This window comes from Campylobacter sp. RKI_CA19_01121, from assembly GCF_025771295.1.
GTDB lineage: Bacteria > Campylobacterota > Campylobacteria > Campylobacterales > Campylobacteraceae > Campylobacter_D.
Window position 1 is genome coordinate 1 of the sequence record NZ_JAKMQA010000007.1, and the last position, 19912, is coordinate 19912.

The 19912-nt window shown below is 31.4% G+C and carries 19 protein-coding genes; 11 read left to right on the forward strand and 8 right to left on the reverse strand.

What is annotated here, in order from left to right:
* Positions 1-25 precede the first annotated feature (25 nt).
* From prfA to rsmA, 6 genes are all read right to left on the reverse strand, one after another.
* Complete coding sequence (gene prfA / locus L8T90_RS04580) at positions 26-1093, reverse strand: peptide chain release factor 1 (protein WP_263736862.1); 1068 nt, start codon at positions 1091-1093, stop codon at positions 26-28.
* 6 nt (positions 1094-1099) lie between these two features.
* Positions 1100-1363, reverse strand: a complete 264-nt coding sequence (gene rpsT / locus L8T90_RS04585; RefSeq protein ID WP_039617063.1) for a 30S ribosomal protein S20 — start codon at positions 1361-1363, stop codon at positions 1100-1102.
* Between the two features lie 83 nt (positions 1364-1446).
* Positions 1447-1587, reverse strand: a complete 141-nt coding sequence (locus L8T90_RS04590) for a hypothetical protein (protein WP_187153653.1) — start codon at positions 1585-1587, stop codon at positions 1447-1449.
* A 63-nt stretch (positions 1588-1650) separates the two neighbouring features.
* Positions 1651-2412 carry a pseudouridine synthase gene (locus tag L8T90_RS04595; protein WP_263663684.1) on the reverse strand — a complete coding sequence of 254 codons (762 nt, stop codon included), beginning with the start codon at positions 2410-2412 and terminating at the stop codon, positions 1651-1653.
* Positions 2413-2421: 9 nt separating this feature from the next.
* A complete protein-coding gene (locus L8T90_RS04600) occupies positions 2422-4380 on the reverse strand; it encodes a ribonuclease J (RefSeq protein WP_263736863.1) in 1959 nt (652 codons plus the stop codon).
* Complete coding sequence (rsmA, locus tag L8T90_RS04605; RefSeq protein WP_263679292.1) at positions 4340-5167, reverse strand: 16S rRNA (adenine(1518)-N(6)/adenine(1519)-N(6))-dimethyltransferase RsmA; 828 nt, start codon at positions 5165-5167, stop codon at positions 4340-4342. Before rsmA ends, L8T90_RS04600 begins: the two co-directional genes overlap by 41 nt.
* A 90-nt stretch (positions 5168-5257) precedes the next feature.
* On the opposite strand from rsmA, the gene L8T90_RS04610 reads away from it, so the two are divergent.
* From L8T90_RS04610 to L8T90_RS04625, 4 genes are read left to right on the forward strand one after another with little or no spacing between them, the layout of a single operon-like run.
* A complete protein-coding gene (locus L8T90_RS04610; RefSeq protein WP_263679291.1) occupies positions 5258-5791 on the forward strand; it encodes a purine-nucleoside phosphorylase in 534 nt (177 codons plus the stop codon).
* Positions 5792-5799: 8 nt separating this feature from the next.
* Positions 5800-6870 carry a 23S rRNA (adenine(2503)-C(2))-methyltransferase RlmN gene (gene rlmN / locus L8T90_RS04615; RefSeq protein ID WP_263736864.1) on the forward strand — a complete coding sequence of 357 codons (1071 nt, stop codon included), beginning with the start codon at positions 5800-5802 and terminating at the stop codon, positions 6868-6870.
* Positions 6867-6977, forward strand: coding sequence for a hypothetical protein (locus tag L8T90_RS04620; RefSeq protein WP_087699086.1), 111 nt, complete (start codon positions 6867-6869; stop codon positions 6975-6977). The genes rlmN and L8T90_RS04620 overlap by 4 nt, the downstream gene beginning before the upstream one ends.
* Positions 6967-7977 carry a radical SAM domain-containing protein gene (locus L8T90_RS04625; protein WP_039627649.1) on the forward strand — a complete coding sequence of 337 codons (1011 nt, stop codon included), beginning with the start codon at positions 6967-6969 and terminating at the stop codon, positions 7975-7977. The genes L8T90_RS04620 and L8T90_RS04625 overlap by 11 nt, the downstream gene beginning before the upstream one ends.
* On the opposite strand, the gene L8T90_RS04630 is transcribed toward L8T90_RS04625, so the two are convergent.
* Positions 7974-8876 (reverse strand): RluA family pseudouridine synthase, encoded by a 903-nt coding sequence (locus tag L8T90_RS04630; protein WP_263736865.1) that lies wholly within the window; start codon positions 8874-8876, stop codon positions 7974-7976. The genes L8T90_RS04625 and L8T90_RS04630 overlap by 4 nt on opposite strands.
* An 80-nt stretch (positions 8877-8956) precedes the next feature.
* Here L8T90_RS04630 and purB point away from each other — a divergent pair, with 80 nt between their 5' ends.
* The 7 genes from purB to L8T90_RS04665 all read left to right on the forward strand — a co-directional run bounded on the left by purB (position 8957) and on the right by L8T90_RS04665 (position 19044).
* Positions 8957-10285, forward strand: coding sequence for an adenylosuccinate lyase (gene purB / locus L8T90_RS04635; protein WP_263736866.1), 1329 nt, complete (start codon positions 8957-8959; stop codon positions 10283-10285).
* A 17-nt stretch (positions 10286-10302) separates the two neighbouring features.
* Entirely contained in the window at positions 10303-12678 is a 2376-nt protein-coding gene (locus tag L8T90_RS04640; protein WP_263663691.1) for a ribonucleoside-diphosphate reductase subunit alpha, read from the forward strand.
* Positions 12679-12693: 15 nt separating this feature from the next.
* The gene (locus L8T90_RS04645; protein ID WP_263736867.1) at positions 12694-14679 is read left to right on the forward strand and encodes an OPT family oligopeptide transporter; all 1986 of its coding nucleotides are present in this window, start codon (positions 12694-12696) and stop codon (positions 14677-14679) included.
* Positions 14676-15482, forward strand: a complete 807-nt coding sequence (locus L8T90_RS04650) for an undecaprenyl-diphosphate phosphatase (protein ID WP_263706992.1) — start codon at positions 14676-14678, stop codon at positions 15480-15482. The genes L8T90_RS04645 and L8T90_RS04650 overlap by 4 nt, the downstream gene beginning before the upstream one ends.
* A gap of 106 nt (positions 15483-15588) precedes the next feature.
* Positions 15589-17400, forward strand: a complete 1812-nt coding sequence (thrS, locus tag L8T90_RS04655; protein ID WP_263736868.1) for a threonine--tRNA ligase — start codon at positions 15589-15591, stop codon at positions 17398-17400.
* On the forward strand, positions 17397-17918 hold the full coding sequence (infC, locus tag L8T90_RS04660) for a translation initiation factor IF-3 (RefSeq protein WP_039617082.1): 522 nt from the start codon (positions 17397-17399) through the stop codon (positions 17916-17918). Before thrS ends, infC begins: the two co-directional genes overlap by 4 nt.
* Positions 17919-17952: 34 nt before the next feature.
* On the forward strand, positions 17953-19044 hold the full coding sequence (locus L8T90_RS04665; RefSeq protein ID WP_263736869.1) for a DNA adenine methylase: 1092 nt from the start codon (positions 17953-17955) through the stop codon (positions 19042-19044).
* Here L8T90_RS04665 and L8T90_RS04670 read toward each other — a convergent pair.
* On the reverse strand, positions 19041-19907 hold the full coding sequence (locus L8T90_RS04670; protein ID WP_263736870.1) for a helix-turn-helix transcriptional regulator: 867 nt from the start codon (positions 19905-19907) through the stop codon (positions 19041-19043). The two genes, L8T90_RS04665 and L8T90_RS04670, sit on opposite strands and share 4 nt — an antisense overlap.
* Between the last annotated feature and the right edge of the window lie 5 nt (positions 19908-19912).

Sequence of the window (19912 nt, forward strand, 5' to 3'; positions counted from 1 at the left end):
TTAGTTGTTTGTGATAAATACGAAATTATAAATTTTCTTGTTTTAAAGCTTCTGCTTGGTAATAAGCGATTAATGGCTCGATGATCTCATCAAAAAGACCACCTTCCAAAATCGCATCAAGTCTATATAAAGTAAGATTTATTCTATGATCGCTAATTCTATTTTGAGGGAAATTATAAGTGCGTATGCGTTCGCTTCTATCACCGCTTCCAACTTGAGATTTTCTTGCCTGGCTTTCTTTTGCTAAGCGTTCTTGTTCTTGCATTTCAAAAAGTCTTGCTTTTAAGACTTTCATAGCACTTTCTTTGTTTTTGTGTTGGCTTTTGCCATCTTGATTTACTACAACTATACCTGTTGGAATATGAGTGATTCTTACAGCACTATCTGTGGTATTAACGCTTTGTCCTCCATGACCACTACTACGCATTACATCGATTTTTAAATCACTTGAATTGATTTGAATTTCAACATCATCAACTTCTGGCATAATAGCCACTGTAATAGCTGAAGTATGAACTCTACCTTGAGATTCTGTTTCAGGTACTCTTTGAACTCTGTGCGTTCCACCTTCGTATTTTAGCCTTGAATAAGCTCCATTTCCTTTGATGAGAATGATAATTTCTTTAAATCCCCCTACACTACCCTCGCTAGAACTTACGATTTCGTATTTGTAATCACGATTTTCAGCATAGCGTATGTAGGCTTTTACTAAGTCCCCAACAAATAAAGAAGCTTCATCTCCTCCTGTTCCAGCACGAATTTCTAAAAATATATTTTTATCATCGTTTGGATCTTTAGGTAATAAAAGAATTTTTAATTCTTCTTCAAGTTGTGGCTTTAAGACTTCGAGATTTTTAAGCTCTTCTTTTGCAAGCTCCCCTAGTTCTGCATCAGATAAAAGAATTTTATTTTCTTCGATTTCATCTAAAGTTTTAAGGTATTCTTTTGCTTTTTCTACTATGGGTTCTAAATTCTTTTGCTCTTTAGATAGAGCTGTCATTTTAGAAATATCATTAGAGATATTAACATCGCTAAGAAGAGTATTTAGCTCATCAAAGCGTGTTAAAAAAGGTTTGAGTTTATCAGCTAACATTAAAAATTATGCTAATTTATTTACCAATAATGCTAATCTACTCACACGGCGTGATGCAGTTTGTTTTTTCAAAAATCCACGGCTTACCATAGCGTGAATGCTTTTATTAGCTACTTTTAGTGCATTTTGTGCAGCTTCTTTGTCATTGTTTGCTGCTGCTTCGCGAACCGCTTTTGTAATGTTTTTTAATCTTGTTCTATAAAATCTATTTCTTTCAGTTCTTTTGATAGTTTGTCTTGCTCTTTTTTCAGCAGATTTATGGTTTGCCATAATTTTCCTTTTTTATATAAATTAAATTGCTAATTATACAAGATTAAAATTAAAATTTAATTAATTTAAGTAATTTTAAAGTATCAATTAATCATATTCATGGCTTTTACTATGCAAGATTTTTGATCTTGACATTGATTTTCTAATTTTTCCGCAAGAGTTTCTTCATGTGTGACTGCAATAAAAACCATAATTGCACTAAAAAGAGTAGTTAGAATTTTCATTAATTTTTCCTTTTTTAAATATTTTGAAAAATTATAAAAATTCTTTGTGGAAATAATGTGAATTTAATATTTTATATTATTTGACTTTAAAAAATCGCGTAGTTTTTCGTACTCACCATTTTCCAAATAACGATATTTTCCTGCTTTTAACATACCAAGATCTAATGCTCCAAAAGCTACTCTTTTAAGATCCATCACTTCTAAATCAAAATGCCCAAAAAAGCGTCTTAGTTCTCTATTTTTACCTTCATTAATGATTACTTTTAGCTTTGTATAGCCACCACTTGAGCCAAAAATTTCAAAGCCTAAAAATGGAGCAAAACTCATTGAGGTTATTTTAGTTTTAGCATGAGCTCCTTTTTTTTCATTTTGAATTTCTAAGCCATTTTGCATTGCTTCGATAACATTTTTATCTATATTACCTTTTACTTTTAGGTAATATTCTCTTTCTAAATCACTATGCATAAGCGCATCTGCTATCACAGGTGAATCAGTTAACAAAAGCAATCCCTCGCTTGCAAAGTCAAGCCTTCCCACGCTAAGCCAAGTGCTAAATTGTTTTGGCAGGGTATGATAGATGGTTTTTCTACCTCTATCATCTTTTTTACTAACTATTTCACCTTTTTGTTTGTGATAAATAATGACTGAAAATTGTGTTTTTTTATGGAGTTTTTTACCATTGATAAAAACTTTATCTTCAGCATTTACACTATCACTTAGTAAGGCTGTTTTTTTATTGATTTTTACTAAGCCTTGCTTGATTAGCTCATCAGCCTCACGGCGAGAGTATTTGCTATTATGTGAGATGAATTTATTAATTCTCATAATTTTTCTTTACATTACAAAAATAGTTGGTACTATGGTTGGATATTTTTTGATTTTTCTAAAAATATGTTTTCTTAGTACTTGTCTAATTTGAGCTTCTAAAACTTTTGGATTATCTAAAATTTCATCTTTTACATTTGGGAAAAATTGACTTAAAACATCACTCATTTCTTTTGAGAATGCTCCATCTTGTTTATCAGCTACCAAGCCATAGCTAAATACTCTTGGTTTATTAATTAGTGTTTTACTTGCTTTATCAAGCTGGGCGATGATGACAACTATGCCACTATCTGCTAGTTTTTGTCTATCAATTACCACATCATCTGCGATTTGTTTGTTGATTTGATTATCTACAAAGACTTTTCCTGTTTTAACTGTTTTTACGCGTTTGATGTATTTTTGGCAAAGCTCTACTTGATCCCCATCGCTCATTAAGTAGATGTTTCTTTCAGGTATGCCACATTTTAGAGCGGTTTCTTTGTGTTTATTGATATGATTATACTCTCCATGCACTGGTAAGAAAAATTTAGGTTTTACCAAAGTTAGCATGAGTTTTTGCTCTTCTATACTAGCATGTCCGCTTACATGGATTTCGCTAAATTCTTGATAAGCTACTTTAGCCCCTGCTTTTAAAAGAAAATCAAGCACAGCAGAAACATTTGCTTCATTACCTGGTATTGCTTTAGCTGAAATGATAATTTGATCACTAGGTTTGATTTTGATAAATTTATGCTCATCTGTAGCCATTCTATATAAAGCACTCATGGTCTCACCTTGACTTCCTGTGGTGACAATTAGCACTTCGTTGTCTTTGTATTTGCTTACTTCATCAGCGTCAATGAAAATTTTTCTATCAAGTTTGATATAGCCAAGTTCCATAGTGGTATAGAGATTTCTTTCCATAGAACGCCCTATAACACATACTTTTCTGCCGTATTTTAAACCATAGCTAATAGCTTGATATACGCGGTGGATATTAGAACTAAAGGTGCTCATGATCACCCTGCCTTTAGTTTTGGCAAAAATTTGATCAAAAGTAGGTCCTACGGAGCTTTCACTTTTTGTATAACCCTCTTTATATGAATTTGTGCTATCACTTAAAAGACAAAGCACGCCTTCTTCGCCATATTGAGCTAAACGACTTAAATCCGTTGGATAGCCATCAATTGGTGTTTGATCTATTTTAAAATCGCCAGTGTGTATGATGGTTCCTGCTTTAGTTTTAATAGCCAAAGCACAAGCATCGATGATAGAGTGGGTTATGTGAATCCATTCTAAGTTAAATTCACCTATTTCATAAATTTGTCTTTTTGTTATAGGTCTAAACCATTTACGCTCAGCTTTTAAACCATGTTCTTCAAATTTATTTGAAATCATGCCTAGTGCCAAAGGTGTTGCGTAGATAGGAAATTGAAATTCTTTGAAAAAATACGGCACAGCACCGATGTGATCTTCATGAGCATGAGTGATGATGATAGCACGAATTTTATTTTTAATTTTTCTTACATAGTCAAAATCAGGTATGATAATATCTACTCCATGCATGGTTCCATCTGGAAAACTCATACCTATATCAACGATAATCGCATCGTTGTTGGTTTCAAAAACAGTGATATTTCCACCGATTTCTCCAAGTCCACCCAAAGGTGTAATACGAATTTTATGTTCGCTTGAGTTGTTGTGTTTTAAAGGGTGGAGTCTTAGCTCGTGCATAATTTTATTAGCTTCTATGCTTTTGGCAAGTTCTATTTGCCATTCTTCATTACCACTTAATTTAGAAGGTAAATTTCTATTTTTTTTCTTTTTCTTTTTTTCTTCACTAGCTTCAGTTTGAGTATTTTCTATTTTTGTCCCGTTTTTAGTTTCACTATTTTGATCTTGATTTTGTGAATCTTTTTTTCTTTTGTTTCTGAATTTATTAAATCTTTTAGTTTTGTTTTGCTCTTGAGTTTTGTTTTCTTCGCTCATAGTCATCCTTTAAATAGTCATAAATTTTAAGGTATGAATCAACGCTAATTTCATGAGCTCTTGAGGTAGAAGAGAGATTTAGTGCTTCAAATGCTTTTAGAATTTTTTCTTTTTTATTTTTAAAATTAGATAAGAGTTGTTTTCTAGGATTTTGAAAACAAGCTCTAAGAAATTCTTTAAAAGCTTCTATATTTTCACATTTTTGCTGATAATGAGTAGTTTTTATTAACTTCATTACAGCTGAAGTAACTTTTGGTGGAGGATTAAAGCTTTGTGGTTGTATATCAAAAAGCATTTGTCTTTGGCATATCAATGCACAAAGCACCCCTAAAGCCGAAAAATTACTTTCTTTTTCATTTGCACAAAATTTCTGTGCCACTTCTTTTTGCACCATTACTATAAGCCCAAGACAATTTTGATCTTCTAGGGCTTTTAAAATCAAATTTGTAGCAATATAATATGGTAAATTTGCTACCAAAAAGTACTCTTTATCGCTTAAACTTCCTTGATCAAAAGCATCACTTGCATTTTGATGAATAAGCTCAAAATTTCCACCTTCAATCTCATTTTGAAATTTTTTATTTAAAATAGGAATCAAATCTTTATCAATCTCATAAGCTCTAATATGAGCTTGTGGGATTTTCAAAAGTTCTTGCGTTAAATCACCTAAGCCAGGCCCAATCTCAACTATATTTTTAGTATCTTTGGGTATGGCTTGGATGATTTTATCTACCACGCTTTTATCACATAAAAAATTTTGCCCAAAATGTTTTTTTGCTTTTATCATAAATTTATTTTATCTAAAAAATATTAATTATAGCATTATTTTAAGCGCTAATTAGATAAAATTTGAATTATTTTTTATAAAGGTTAATTTTTGAAAAATCTTATAGTATGTGCAGGAGGAAATGAAGATTTTAAATTTGCACAAAGTATTGGCATAGGTTTAGTTAATTCTGCTTTTTCTTTAGGTAAAATTTTAAGTCAAGTAAAAGTAGATAGAGTGATTTTTATAGGTACATGTGGAATTTACCAAGAAGGAAAAATTTTAGATATTTATGAAAGTTCTAACGCAGCGAATTTAGAATACGCAGATTTATTTGATAGTTTTTATACGCCTATAGCAAATGAGATTAGATTAAATGTTTCACATGAAACTATGATTAATTCTTCAAATTATATTTGTAAAGATGAAAATATCGCCCAAGAATTTTTTAAAAGGGGTGTACATATAGAAAATATGGAAGCATACGCAGTGCTTTCTTGTGCAAAAATGCAAGAGATAGAAGGAATTTGTTATTTATGTGCGACAAATTTTTGTAATGAATTTGCACATGAGGATTTTTTAAAAAACCATCAAAATGCAAAAGAATTATTAAAAGATTTTTTGTTGGATAAAAAACTTATATAGGAAAAAAATTGAGTGAATTAAAAAATATATTAGATTTTACTAAAGAAGAATTAGAAAATTTAGTCCAGCCAAAATTTAGAGCAAAGCAAATTTTTGAATGGGTGTATAAAAAATATACAGATGATTTTTTACAAATGTCGTCTTTGCCAAAAGATTTTAGAGTGTACTTGCAAGAAAATTTTCATTTTTCACCTCTAAAATGTGTGAAAGATGAAAAAAGCAAAGATGGTAGTATAAAATATCTTTTTGAACTTTTAGATGGTAAAAAAATAGAAGCTGTTTTGCTACCAATGAAAGAAGAACTTGTAGATGAAAATGGAAAAATCATCAAACATGCAAGATATACCATTTGCGTTTCCTCTCAAGTAGGGTGCAAAAGTGGGTGTAGTTTTTGTCTGACTGCTAAAGGTGGTTTGAAAAGAAATTTGACTGCAGGAGAAATAGTAGGACAAATTTTATGGATTAAAAAACATAATAATATACCTTATGAAAGAAGGGTTAATATAGTCTATATGGGTATGGGAGAACCTTTGGATAATCTTAAAAATGTTTCTAAGGCAGTTAAAATTTTAGCCGATAATGATGCTTTAGCGATAAGCCCTAGAAGACAAACTATAAGCACTAGCGGTTTAGCAAAACAGATTAAAGAGCTTGGAGAAATGAATTTAGGTGTACTTTTGGCTATTTCGCTCCATGCTGTAAATGATGAGCTTAGAAGTGAATTAATGCCTATTAATAAAGCTTATAATATAGCAAGTATTATGGAAGCGGTGAGAAATTTTCCTATAGATCAGCGCAAAAGAGTGATGTTTGAATATCTTTTAATTGATGGGATAAATGATAAAATAGAACATGCAAAAGAACTAGTCAAGCTCTTAAATGGTATAAAAGCTAAAGTAAATTTAATACTTTTTAATCCACACGAAGGAAGTTTATATAAAAGACCAAGTGTTGAAAATGCGGTTAAATTTCAAGATTATTTAAGTGCAAAAGGTGTTACTTGCACGATAAGAGAAAGTAAAGGACTTGATATTTCAGCTGCATGCGGACAGCTTAAAGAAAGGCAGAGTAAACAATGACTTTTTTAGATATAGCTCAGCTTATTTTTATAAGCATAGTGGTGATCATAGGACTTGGTGGGATTATTTATGTATTAAAAAATGAAGGGAAAAATAATGATAGATAAAAAACAATTATTAGAAAACCAATTATTTCAAAATAGATATATAAAGCCAAATATTTCTTGGTATTTTTCGTATTTAAATGGCAAAAGAGGAATTGCTAGAATTTTTAAAGTTCCTTATGCTGCTTTGATGAAAAAATTTTATTTGAAAAAATACTTCGAAAAGAGAGTTTTAGAAGGTAAAGTGGATATTCCTTATTTAGAATTAGTTTTAACTACAAGATGCACTTTGCGCTGTGAGTCATGCAATAATTTGATGCAATATTTTTCACCATCAAATCAATATGCTTGTACTTTAGAGGGCATTATAGAATCATTGGAACTACTTTTATCTAAGGTAGATTCTATCGCAAGAGTTAGAATTATAGGTGGAGAACCTTTGTTGTTTAAAGATTTACCGCAATTGATTGATTATTTAGATACTCAAAAGAAAATACTAACTTTTGATATTTTAACTAATGCAACAATAGACTTTAAAGAAGATTTGATTTTGAGATTTAAAAAATCAAAAAAAGCAAGAAAAATAAGTATTTCAGATTATAGAAAATCACCAAATTTAAAAATACCTTTAAAACAAGAGAGTATTTTGAGTAAGCTTAAGAAAAATAATATAGCGTTTTCTTATAATACAATAGATTATTGGTATGATATAGATAAAATTTACAAGCGCGGTAGAAGCAAAGAAGATATAATTAAAAATTATTATAATTGTCAAATGTCATGTGTAAGTTTGATGACATCTGAGGGCTTAGAAAATAAACAATTAGCACCTAAAGGAGCTATTTTTGTTTGCCCTATATCAAGTTCTTTGTCACGTTTAAAAGGGCTTGAAGAATTTAATGGCGATTTTTTAAATTTAGAGGATTCTAAAGAAAGATTTTTTGAATTTTATTCTCAAGATTTTTATAAATCTTGTGATTATTGTAGAGATTTTAGTCAGCCTATCAAAAAAATTCCAATTGCAATCCAAACTGATAAAGTTTTAAAATTAGAAAAAGATTAATATAAATTTTTCAAAAACTCATCTTTTATATCTTTTTGAGATTGTATCAAAAATTTTTGATTTTTATATGTAAATTCTAAGCTAAAAGAGTGTAAAAGCAGTCTTTTAGCACCTGTGATTTGAGCTCTTTCGATATCACTCATTTTTCCATCTAATATTTGCTCTATTTGTGTTTTTTCTAAACCATATAAAGGTTCACCTAAAATTTTATGTTTCACATGAAACAAATGTAGTCTTATTTGGTGTTGTCTTCCTGTTAGAGGTTTAGCTAAAATTAAACTGGCATCTAAATTTTCAAAATATTCCAAAGTGTAAAATTGCGTTAAAGCTTCTTTGCCATTTTCACAAATTTGCATCCTAGTTTTGACTGCATCATAGTCTTTAGCTAAATTCATGCTTTTATCTACTATAAATTCTTTTTCAGTTTTTCCTTTTACTAGAGCAAGATAGCTTTTTTGAACTAATCTTTTTTCAAATATAGTTTTTAACTCAATTTGTGCATTTTTATGTTTTGCTATGAGTAAAAGTCCGCTTGTTTCTTTATCTAGTCTATGAGCCACGCAAGCTTTTTCACCCCATAAATGCCAAATTTCATCACAAAGACTATAAGTGCAATTGCGTCCATTAGGATGAGTTAGCACTCCACTTGGTTTTTCTACGATGGCAAAATCTTCATTTTCAAAAACTATTTCTAATCCTTTGGGGTTATTTTCATATACGATTAATTCTACTAAACCATCTAAAAATTTGTTTTTTTCTTCTACCAAATTTCCATTGCAAAATAGTCTTTTTTTATCAATGAGTTTTTGTGCTTCACGCATAGAGATTTTTAACTCATCCATAAGTAGTCTAAATGCCTTTTTTCCATTATTTGCTAGTTTCTTTTTTATATATGCCATTTAATAACTTTCTTAGGTAATTTATAATAGAATTCAAACTATTTTTTTTCATAAAAATTATATAAAAAAAGGTCTTGAAAATGGTTGAAAGATATAGTAGAGAAATCATGGCTAAAAAATGGGACATGCAAGCAAAATATGACGCATGGTTAAAAGTGGAATTAGCTGCTGTGAAAGCGTGGAATAAACTTGGTCTTATTAAAGATGATGATTGTGAAAAAATTATAAAAAATGCAAAATTTGATATAGCAAGAATAGATGAGATAGAAAAAACTACCAAACATGATGTTATCGCTTTTTTAACTAGTGTAAGTGAAAGTTTAGGCGAGGAAAGTCGTTTTGTGCATTATGCGATGACAAGTTCAGATTGTATTGATACTGCAATTGCTTTGCAGATTAAAGATAGTTTAGAACTAATCTTGCAAGATTTAGATCAAGTTTTAGCAGCGATTAAAACAAGAGCGTATGAGCATAAAAACACCTTAATGGTAGGAAGAAGTCATGGAATTCATGGAGAGCCTATAACTTTTGGTTTGGTTTTGGCTATTTGGTATGATTCGCTAGTTCATGCAAAAGATTTAATCATTCATGCAAAAGAAGTGATTAGCTATGGAAAAATCAGCGGTGCTATGGGAAATTTTGCTCATGCTCCGCTTGAATTTGAAGAAGAAGTTTGTAAAAATTTAGATTTAAAGTCAGCACCAGTTTCAAACCAAGTCATACAAAGAGATCGTTACGCACAAGTTATCTCGGCTTTAGCTATTTTAGCTTCAAGTTGTGAGCAAATCGCTGTTGCTATCCGCCATTTTCAAAGAACAGAAGTATATGAAGCTGAAGAATATTTTTCTCAAGGACAAAAAGGAAGCTCAGCTATGCCTCATAAAAGAAATCCTGTTTTGAGTGAAAATATTACTGGTCTTTGTAGGATGATAAGAGCTTATGTAACACCTGCTTTAGAAAATGTAGCATTGTGGCACGAAAGAGATATATCACATTCTAGTGTAGAAAGATTTGTATTACCTGATGCTTTTATCACGACTGATTTTATGCTTTCAAGATTATGTGGTGTGATAGAAAAGCTTTTGGTATATCCAGAAAATATGATGAAAAATTTAAATTTAACCGGAGGACTTGTATTTTCTCAAAGAGTGTTGCTTGAACTTCCATTTAAAGGTATAAGCAGAGAAGAAGCTTATAAAATCGTTCAAAGAAATGCTATGAAAGTTTGGGCTGATTTGCAAAATGGTAAGCCTGCTTTAAATGAAAAAGGCGAGAGTTTGTTTTTGCTAGCTTTATTAGCTGATGAGGATTTGAAAAAGTCTTTAAGTGAAGCAGATATTAGAAATTGCTTTGACTATAACTACTACACAAAAAATGTAGACAAAATATTTGCAAGAACTTTTAAATAATAAACTAGGGGTTGTGAGTGAAAGTATTAAAAAGAAATGGTAGAACTGAAGAGTTAGATGTTTCTAAAATTAAAAAATATACCACTGATGCGGTGGCAAATTTAGAAAATGTTAGCCAAAGTGAGCTTGAAGTAGATGCAAAAATTCAATTTCGTGATGGCATAACAACAGAAGAAATCCAACAAACTCTTATAAAAACAGCAGTAGATAAAATAGATATTGATAGACCTAATTGGACCTTTGTTGCTGCAAGATTATTTTTATATGATTTGTATAAAAAAGTAAGTGGTTATAGTGGTTATAAACATTTAAGAGAATACCTTGAAAAAGGTGAAAAAGAAGGTAGGATTTTAATTGGCTTAAAAGAAAAATATGATTTAGATGATCTTAATGCATATATCAAGCCAGAACGCGATTTGCAATTTACTTATCTTGGTATAAAAACTTTATATGATAGATATTTGATTAAAGATTCTAAGGGTATGCCTATAGAATTACCACAACAAATGTTTATGGCTATTGCGATGTTTTTAGCGCAAAATGAGTTAGATTCTCAAACTTGGGCTAAGAAATTTTATGATTTAATCTCAACTTTTGAAGTAATGCTTGCAACTCCAACCCTTTCAAATGCAAGAACCACAAGACATCAATTAAGTTCATGTTATATAGGAAGCACGCCTGATAATATAGAAGGGATTTTTGATTCTTATCAAGAAATGGCACTTTTATCTAAATTTGGTGGTGGTATAGGCTGGGATTGGTCTAAGGTGCGTGCTATGGGCGGAAGCATAGATGGGCATAAAAACGCAGCAGGTGGGATCATACCATTTTTAAAAATTACCAATGATATAGCAGTAGCTGTTGATCAACTTGGTACTAGAAAAGGTGCAATTGCTGTATATATTGAACCTTGGCATATGGATATTAATGACTTTTTAGATTTGCGTAAAAACTCAGGTGAAGAAAGAAGAAGAGCACATGAACTTTTCCCTGCTTTGTGGATTAATGATTTATTCATGAAAAGAGTAAGAGCAAATGATAAATGGACGCTTTTTGATCCTGCTGATACGGCAAGTTTATGCGATTTATACGGTGAAGAATTTGAGAAAAAATATGAAGAATTTGAAAAAGATGAAAGCATAGTCAAAGAAATTGTTGATGCAAAAGAGCTTTGGAAAAAAATACTTTTATCTTATTTTGAAAGTGGCTTGCCATTTTTGTGTTTTAAAGATAGTGCAAATAGAACAAATCCAAATTCCCATGCAGGAATTATAAGAAGTTCAAATTTATGTACAGAAATTTTTCAAAATACAGAACCAAATTATTATCAAATCAAAATCGTATTTGATGATAAAACAGAACTTCATTTAGATGAGGATGAAGAGCTTACAATAGATGGAGGATATAAAAAGCTTGCTAAAAAAGTTTCTACTTTAGATAGTATTAATGGTAAAAAAGTCTATATAGTAGAAAAATACAAAAACGAAGGAAAAACCGCAGTTTGTAATCTTGCAAGTATAAATTTAAGTAAAATCAATACCAAAGAAGACATCCAAAGAGTAGTGCCAACGGCAATAAGAATGCTTGATAATGTGATTGATTTAAATTTTTATCCCCATGTAAAGGTTAAAAATACCAACCTAAAATCACGCGCTATAGGACTTGGTGTAATGGGTGAAGCGCAAATGCTAGCTGAAGCTCAAATTTATTGGGGTTCTAATGAACATTTTGAAAAAATTGATCGCATTATGGAAATGATTAGCTATGAGGCTATTTTAGCTAGCTCAAATTTAGCCTTAGAAAAAGGAAGCTACCCTGACTTTGAAGGATCAAACTGGAGTAAAGGTATAGTGCCAATTGATGTAGCAAATGAAAATGCTAAAAAACTTACTGCAAGCGAAGGTTTATTTGATCAAAGTGAGTGTGATTGGGAAAAATTAAGAGAAAAACTAAAAAGAGATGGTATAAGAAATGGCTATTTAATGGCTATAGCGCCAACTTCTTCTATCTCTATTTTAGTAGGTACTACTCAAACAATTGAGCCTGTATATAAAAGAAAATGGTTTGAGCAAAACTTAAGCGGTATGATACCAACTGTGGTGCCAAATCTAAGTGCTAATACTTGGCAGTATTATACTCCTGCTTATGAGCTTGATCAAAAAATCTTAGTAAAAGCAGCAGCGATTCGTGGTAAGTGGATTGATCAAGGTCAATCATTAAATATCTTTGTTTCTTTAGATAAAGCAAGCGGTGGATATTTAAATGAAATTTATCAACTTGCTTGGGAATTAGGTGTTAAATCAACTTATTATCTAAGAAGCGAAAGCCCTGATAGTCAAAAAGTAAATGATGATGTGGTTGATAGAACTATAGAATGTGAAGGTTGTCAATAAAAATGGAGAAACAAAATGCATACAAAAAACTCACTACCGGAGCTTACGCTTAGGGGTATAATACTAGGAAGTATTTTAACGATTATTTTTACCGCCTCAAATGTATATTTGGGGCTTAAAGTTGGTCTTACTTTTTCTACTTCTATTCCTGCTGTTGTGATTGCAATGGCTGTTTTAAAAATCTTTAAAGACTCTAATATTTTAGAAAATAATATGGTTCAAACTCAAGTTTCAGCCGCAGGTACGCTTTCGGCTGTGATTTTTGTTATACCAGGTCTTTTTATGTGTGGATATTGGTTTGAATTTCCACTTTGGCTTACTTTTATGCTCTGTCTTTGTGGGGGTGGATTGGGCGTGCTTTTTACCATACCTTTGCGTAGAGCTATGGTGGTAGAGAGTAAATTAGCTTATCCTGAAGGAAGAGCTGCTGCTGAAATTTTAAAAGTAGCTAATAAAGATCAAGCTGATAAAAAAGGAAAAGTAGGCTTAAAAGAAATCACACTTGGCGTGGCTTTTGCTTCTGTGATAAGTCTTTTTTCAAGTGGTTTTAAACTACTTTCAAGTGGAAGTAGTTTTGCATTTATTTGGCAAAAAATGACTTTTGGCTTTTCTATGGGTTATTCAGTGGCACTTTTGGGTGCTGGATACTTAGTAGGTATAGCTGGAGGTGTTGCATTGCTTGCGGGTATGGTGCTTGCTTGGATGGTTTTTGTTCCATATTTTTCTGCTAAAGAAAGTTTTGACGCGAGTTTAAGTGCACTTGATATAGCTAATCAAATTTGGGCTCAAAAAGTACGTTTAATAGGCACAGGAGCTATTGCCATAGCAGCATTATGGACTTTAATAGAACTTGCAAAACCTGTATATGATGGCATGAAAAATATGCTTAAAAAAACCTCATTAAACCTCTCACAAGATCCTAAAGATATGGATTTATCTTTAAAAGCTATGCTAGGTTTATTTGTACTTATGTGTATAGGTTTGTTTGTCTCATTTTACGCTTTTGTGGCTGATTCAAATTTAGCAAGTGGCTATCAAATTCTTTTTGCCTTAGTAGGAACTTTAGTGGCTATTTTTATAGGCTTTTTTGTAGCTTCTGCTTGTGGATATATGGCAGGTTTAGTGGGTTCATCATCTTCTCCTATTTCGGGTATAGGGCTTATTGGGATTATGATTTCTTCTTTGATTATTTTACTTTTGGGTTATCAAGTAGATTTATTTAGCGATCCTTTAATGTCTAAATTTGCCATCGCTTTTGCTATATTTACTACTAGTGTTATTTTAGCAACTGCTGCTATTTCTAATGATAATTTACAAGATTTAAAAACTGGCTATTTAGTGGGTGCAACTCCTTGGAAACAGCAAGTTTCTTTGATTATAGGTTGTGTATTTGGAGCTTTGGCTATTGCTCCTGTGTTAAATTTATTATATCAAGCTTATGGTTTTGTGGGTGCAATGCCAAGAGAGGGAATGGATGAGGCAAATGCACTTGCTGCACCACAAGCAAATTTGATGAGTACTATAGCACAAGGCATTTTTAACGCTAATATCGATTGGAGTTATATTATAGCGGGAGCTTTTGTGGGCGTTGGTATAATCATCATTGATCGTTTATTAAGAAAGAAAAATATGTCTTTGCCACCTTTAGCTGTGGGTATAGGTATATATTTACCACCTGCTGTTAATATGCCTTTGTTTATAGGTGGATTATTAGCGTATTTAATCAAAAAGCGTTTAGAGCAAAGATATGCTAAAAATGCTCATAAAAAAGAACTCATTCAAGAGCATGAGCAAAAAGGAACCTTATTTGCCTCTGGTTTGATAGTAGGTGAGAGTTTATTTGGAGTGTTAATAGCTGGTTTAACCGTGCTTTCTATTAGTAGAGGTGGGACTGAAGATCCACTTGCTATTGCAACTTCATTTAAAGACGATGGGATTATAGGTTTTGTAGTTTTTGTAGCGATTATGCTAATTTTTGCAAGAAGAGTACTTAAAAAATGAATTTAGATTATTATTATGCTTTGATTTTAGGAATCATTGAGGGTCTGACAGAATTTTTGCCTGTTTCATCTACAGGGCATATGATCTTGGGTGCTGAAATTTTGGGTTTAAATATAGATGATTTCTGGAGAAGTTTTTTTATCATTATTCAACTTGGTTCTATACTAGCGGTGATTTTTATTTTCAAAGATAAACTAACTCAAAAACTTGATATTTGGTTAAAACTTGCTGTGGGCTTTTTGCCAGCAGGTGGAGTGGGTTTTATAGCATATAAGTTTTTAAAAGAGATATTTAATGGCTATACCGTGGCTACTATGTTAATCATTGGTGGGATTGTTTTTATCATCATAGAGCTTAAACATAGAAAAAAAGACTATGATATACATTCTTTAGATGAGGTAAGTTATAAACAAGCTTTTTTGATAGGTTTAACCCAAGCTCTTGCTATCATACCAGGTACTTCAAGAAGTGGAGCAAGTATTATAGGTGGCTTATTGCTTGGGCTTGATCGTAAAGTGGCTTCTGAATTTTCATTTTTACTTGCAATTCCTACCATGATTATAGCAACAGCTTATAGCATTTATAAAGAACCACAAGTTTTAAGCAATATGAATAATTTCATTCCTTTAGCTATAGGTTTTGTAACAGCTTTTATAGTGGCTTTTGTGGTAATTAAAATATTTTTAAAATTAATCAGCAAGATAAACTTTATACCTTTTGGAATTTATAGGATAATTTTAGGTTTTGTATTTTTATACCTTTTTATGAGTGGTGCTTTAGATATATCAAGAACGGGTGTTTGAAATATAAAAATATCCTTTATTTAAAAAAAGTTTAAGTTTTTCATAGCTAAAATTAGTCTTATATTTTAATTTAAGCTCACAAGGTTAGTGAGTGTTAAGGGTAGAAATGACAAAAGATATAATTGCATATGCAAATAATGAAACTTTGGTAGATACTCAAAGTTTTAACAATGACACAAATTTAACTCCGATTTATTTTGATAACTCTAAAGAAAGTTTAGAAGTTATCCGCCACTCTTGTGCGCATTTAATGGCTCAAGCGATTAAAAGTTTGTATCCAGAGGCTAAATTTTTCGTAGGACCTGTGATAGAAGATGGGTTTTATTATGATTTTAGAGTTGATAGTAAGATTTCAGAAGAAGACTTAAGCAAAATCGAAAAGAAAATGAAAGAACTAGCTGAAGCAAAGTTAGACATCACAAAATACGAACTCTCAAAGACTGAGGTTAAAGAAAAATTTGCTAATGATGATTTAAAACAAGAAGTTTTACTAAGAATTCCTGATGGAAAAGTAAGTATTTATAAGCAAGGCGAATTTGAAGATTTATGCCGTGGACCTCATGTACCAAATACTAGATATTTAAGATTTTTCAAGCTTACTCGTGTAGCGGGAGCGTATTTGGGTGGCGATGAAAAAAGAGAAATGCTCACAAGAATTTATGGTACTGCTTTTGCAGATAAAGAAAGTTTAAATGAATACTTAAAAATCATTGAAGAAGCTAAAAAAAGAGATCATAGAAAACTTGGTAATGAAATGAAGCTTTTTGCCTTTGATGATGAAATAGGCGGTGGGCTTCCTATATGGCTTAGTAATGGTGCAAAATTAAGAAGCAAATTAGAGCATTTGCTATATAAAGCACATAGATTAAGAGGCTATGAGCCTGTGCGTGGGCCTGAGCTTTTAAAAGCTGATGCGTGGAAAATTAGTGGGCATTATGCAAACTATAAAGAAAATATGTATTTTACGCAAATTGATGAGCAAGAATATGGCATTAAGCCGATGAATTGTGTAGGACATATTAAAATTTATCAAAGTGATGTTAGAAGCTATCGTGATTTGCCTTTGAAATTTTTTGAATATGGTGTGGTACACCGCCATGAAAAAAGTGGAGTTTTACACGGGCTTTTTAGAGTAAGAGAATTTACTCAAGATGATGCACATATTTTTTGTATGCCAAGTCAGATAAAAGAACAAGTTTTAGAAATTCTAAGCTTTGTTGATACTTTGATGAAGGCTTTTGAGTTTGATTATGAAATGGAAATTTCAACACGCCCAGCAAAAGCAATAGGCGATGATGAAATTTGGGATATAGCTACAAAGGCTTTAAAAGAAGCTTTAGATGAGCAAGGTTTAAAATATGGCATTGATGAGGGCGGTGGAGCTTTCTATGGTCCAAAAATCGATATTAAAATTACCGATGCGCTAAAAAGAAAATGGCAGTGTGGTACTATACAAGTAGATTTTAACTTACCAAGCCGTTTTAAACTCGAATACACAGACGCAGATAATGAGAAAAAACAACCTGTAATGCTTCACCGTGCTATTTTAGGTTCTTTTGAAAGATTTATAGGAATTTTAGTAGAGCATTGTGCGGGTGAGTTGCCATTTTTCATAGCACCAACTCAAGTAGCTATAGTACCTATTTCACAAAATCATCATGATTATGCAAAAGAAATAGCAAGAAAACTTTTAGAACTTGGCATTGATAGTGAAGTGTATAATAAAAATGAAAGCTTAAATAAAAAAATCCGCACCGCCGAAAAAGCACATGTGCCTATGATACTTGTTTTAGGTGATGAAGAAGTAGCAAACCAAAGTGTGGCTTTAAGAGATAGAAGAGCAAAAGAGCAAAAAACAATGACTTTAGATGAATTTATAACCCTAACAAAGGAGAAATTAAGTGAGGTACGCTTTTGAGTAAAGAAAAAGAAGTATTGCTAAATGAAGAAATTCAAGCAGATGAGATCAGATGTATAGGTGATGATGGCAAGGTTTATGGCATTATTAGTAGTGATGAAGCGCTAGATATAGCAAATAGACTAGGGCTTGATTTGGTGATGATAGCCCCTGAAGCCAAACCACCTGTATGTAAGATAATGGATTATGGAAAATTCCGTTATCAACAAGAAAAGAAACAAAAAGAAGCAAAGAAAAAACAAAAAGTTATTGATATAAAAGAAATCAAACTTTCTGTGAAAATCGCTCAAAATGACATTAATTATAAGGTCAAACATGCAAGCGAGTTTTTAGAGCAAGGCAAGCATGTTAAATTTAGAGTGTTTTTAAAAGGTCGTGAAATGGGCTCTCCTGAAGCAGGGGTGGCGTTGCTTGAAAAAATTTGGCAAATGGTTGAAGATATAGCAGATAGAGACAAAGAGCCTTTACTCGAAGGACGCTATGTAAATATGCTAGTAACTCCTAAAAAGAAAAAATAATCACAAGCCTTTTTAAGGCTTGTATTTTAAACTTATGCTAGAAGAAAATCCACAATTTTTAAAAGAACAAATCATAACTTACCTTGGTAATAAAAGATCCTTGCTTGATTTTTTAAATCAAGGCTTTAAATTCGCACAAAATGAGCTTAAAAAAGACAAATTTAGTTTTTGTGATGTATTCAGTGGCTCTGGGGTGGTTTCGCGTTTTGTGAAGCCTTATGCGAGTTTTATCATGGCAAATGATTTGGAAGATTATTCTAAAATCATCAATGAGTGTTATTTAAGCAATCAAAATGCACAATTTTTACAAGAATTACAAAAATATTATAATTTTTTAATTTCTGATTTAAAACTCAAAAAAGGCTTTATAAGCAAGCTTTATGCACCAAATGATGATGAGTATATTCAAAAGAATGAAAGAGTTTTTTATACGCTTAAAAACGCTATGTATTTAGACTCTATGCGAGAAAAAATTTCAAGCCTGCCAAGTAATATACAAAAATACTTCATCGCACCACTTATCTATGAAGCAAGTGTGCATGCAAATACAAGCGGGGTTTTTAAAGGCTTTTATAAAGATAAAAATGGAGTGGGAAAATTTGGAGGAAATGGGGCAAATGCGCTTAGTCGTATAAAAGGCGATATAGCTTTAAAAATGCCTATTTTTTCAAATTTTACTTGTGAATATGAGGTTTTTCAAAAAGATGCAAATATTTTAGCTAAAGAGCTTGATAGCTTTGATGTGGCGTATTTAGATCCACCTTATAATCAACACCCTTATGGATCAAATTATTTTATGTTAAATTTAATCGCTAATTATAAAAAGCCAAAGGAAATTTCAAAGGTTTCTGGCATACCAAAAGACTGGAACCGCAGTGCTTTTAACAAAGAAAAAAAAGCCGAAGATGCTTTGTTTGATTTGATAAATGATTTAAAAGCCAAGATTGTATTGCTTTCTTATAATTGTGAGGGTTTTGTAAAAAAAGAAAATTTCACAAAAAGACTTCAAAGTCTTGGAGAATGCTTTGTGCTTGAGCAAAAATACAATGCCTTTAGAGCTAGTAGAAACCTTTCTAAGCGCTCTATGCATATACAAGAACAGCTTTATGTGTTAAAAAAACACTAATCTTGCATGTATGTATTTAATTGCTTAAAAAGCTTTTCCTTTAAAGCAATAGGTTTGTTTATTTTAATATATGGTATCCAATATCTTATTAAATTTAAAAGCTCATCATCATAAGTATAAAATGCCTTGATATAAATGAAATTCTCATCCTCATCTATAAATTCGTATTTAGTAAGGGCATTTTTTCTTAAGAAATATTCTTTAGCTTTTTTATCAAGCTTTAAAATAGCTTCTTTGTTTTCTTTGCTAATCCAATTACTTTGATCTTTTTGAATTTGTTTTAAAAACTCTTCTTTTGGGGTAAAAATTTCTTTCTTTTCCACTCTTAGTTGTGTGATTTTAGAAAAAGTAAAGGTTTTTAAAGTATCGTTTTCATCTGCTAAAAGATACCATATGTGATCAATATTGATGAGTTTGTATGGATTAGCTTTTCTGTGTTTTTCTTTGTAGTAAAAGCTAATGGAGTGTTTTGCTATGATAGCTGCACTTAGTTCTTCAAAAACTTCTCTATCAAGTGTTTCATAGCTTTGGGTTTTGACTAAAAATGCTTTGTTGATTTTTTCATTAAGCAAGTCGTTTAAAAACTCTTTATCTAAACTAGGATAAAGCCTACCTATACCGCTTAAAATAGCAAAATTTTGTATATCTTTAAAGCTTAATTTTCCTAAAACATAGCCTTCTAAAAAGTATTTTCCATTTTCTTTTTTTATAGGGATAAAAGCAAGGCGCTCATGCAAGTCTCTTTGTATGGTGCGAATGCTGACATTAAATTCTTGCGCAAGCTCTTCTAAGCTAAAACGTTCACCATTGTTTAAACACTGCAGTATAGAAACTAAACGCGTAGAAAGCTTGTCTTTTTCCATATACA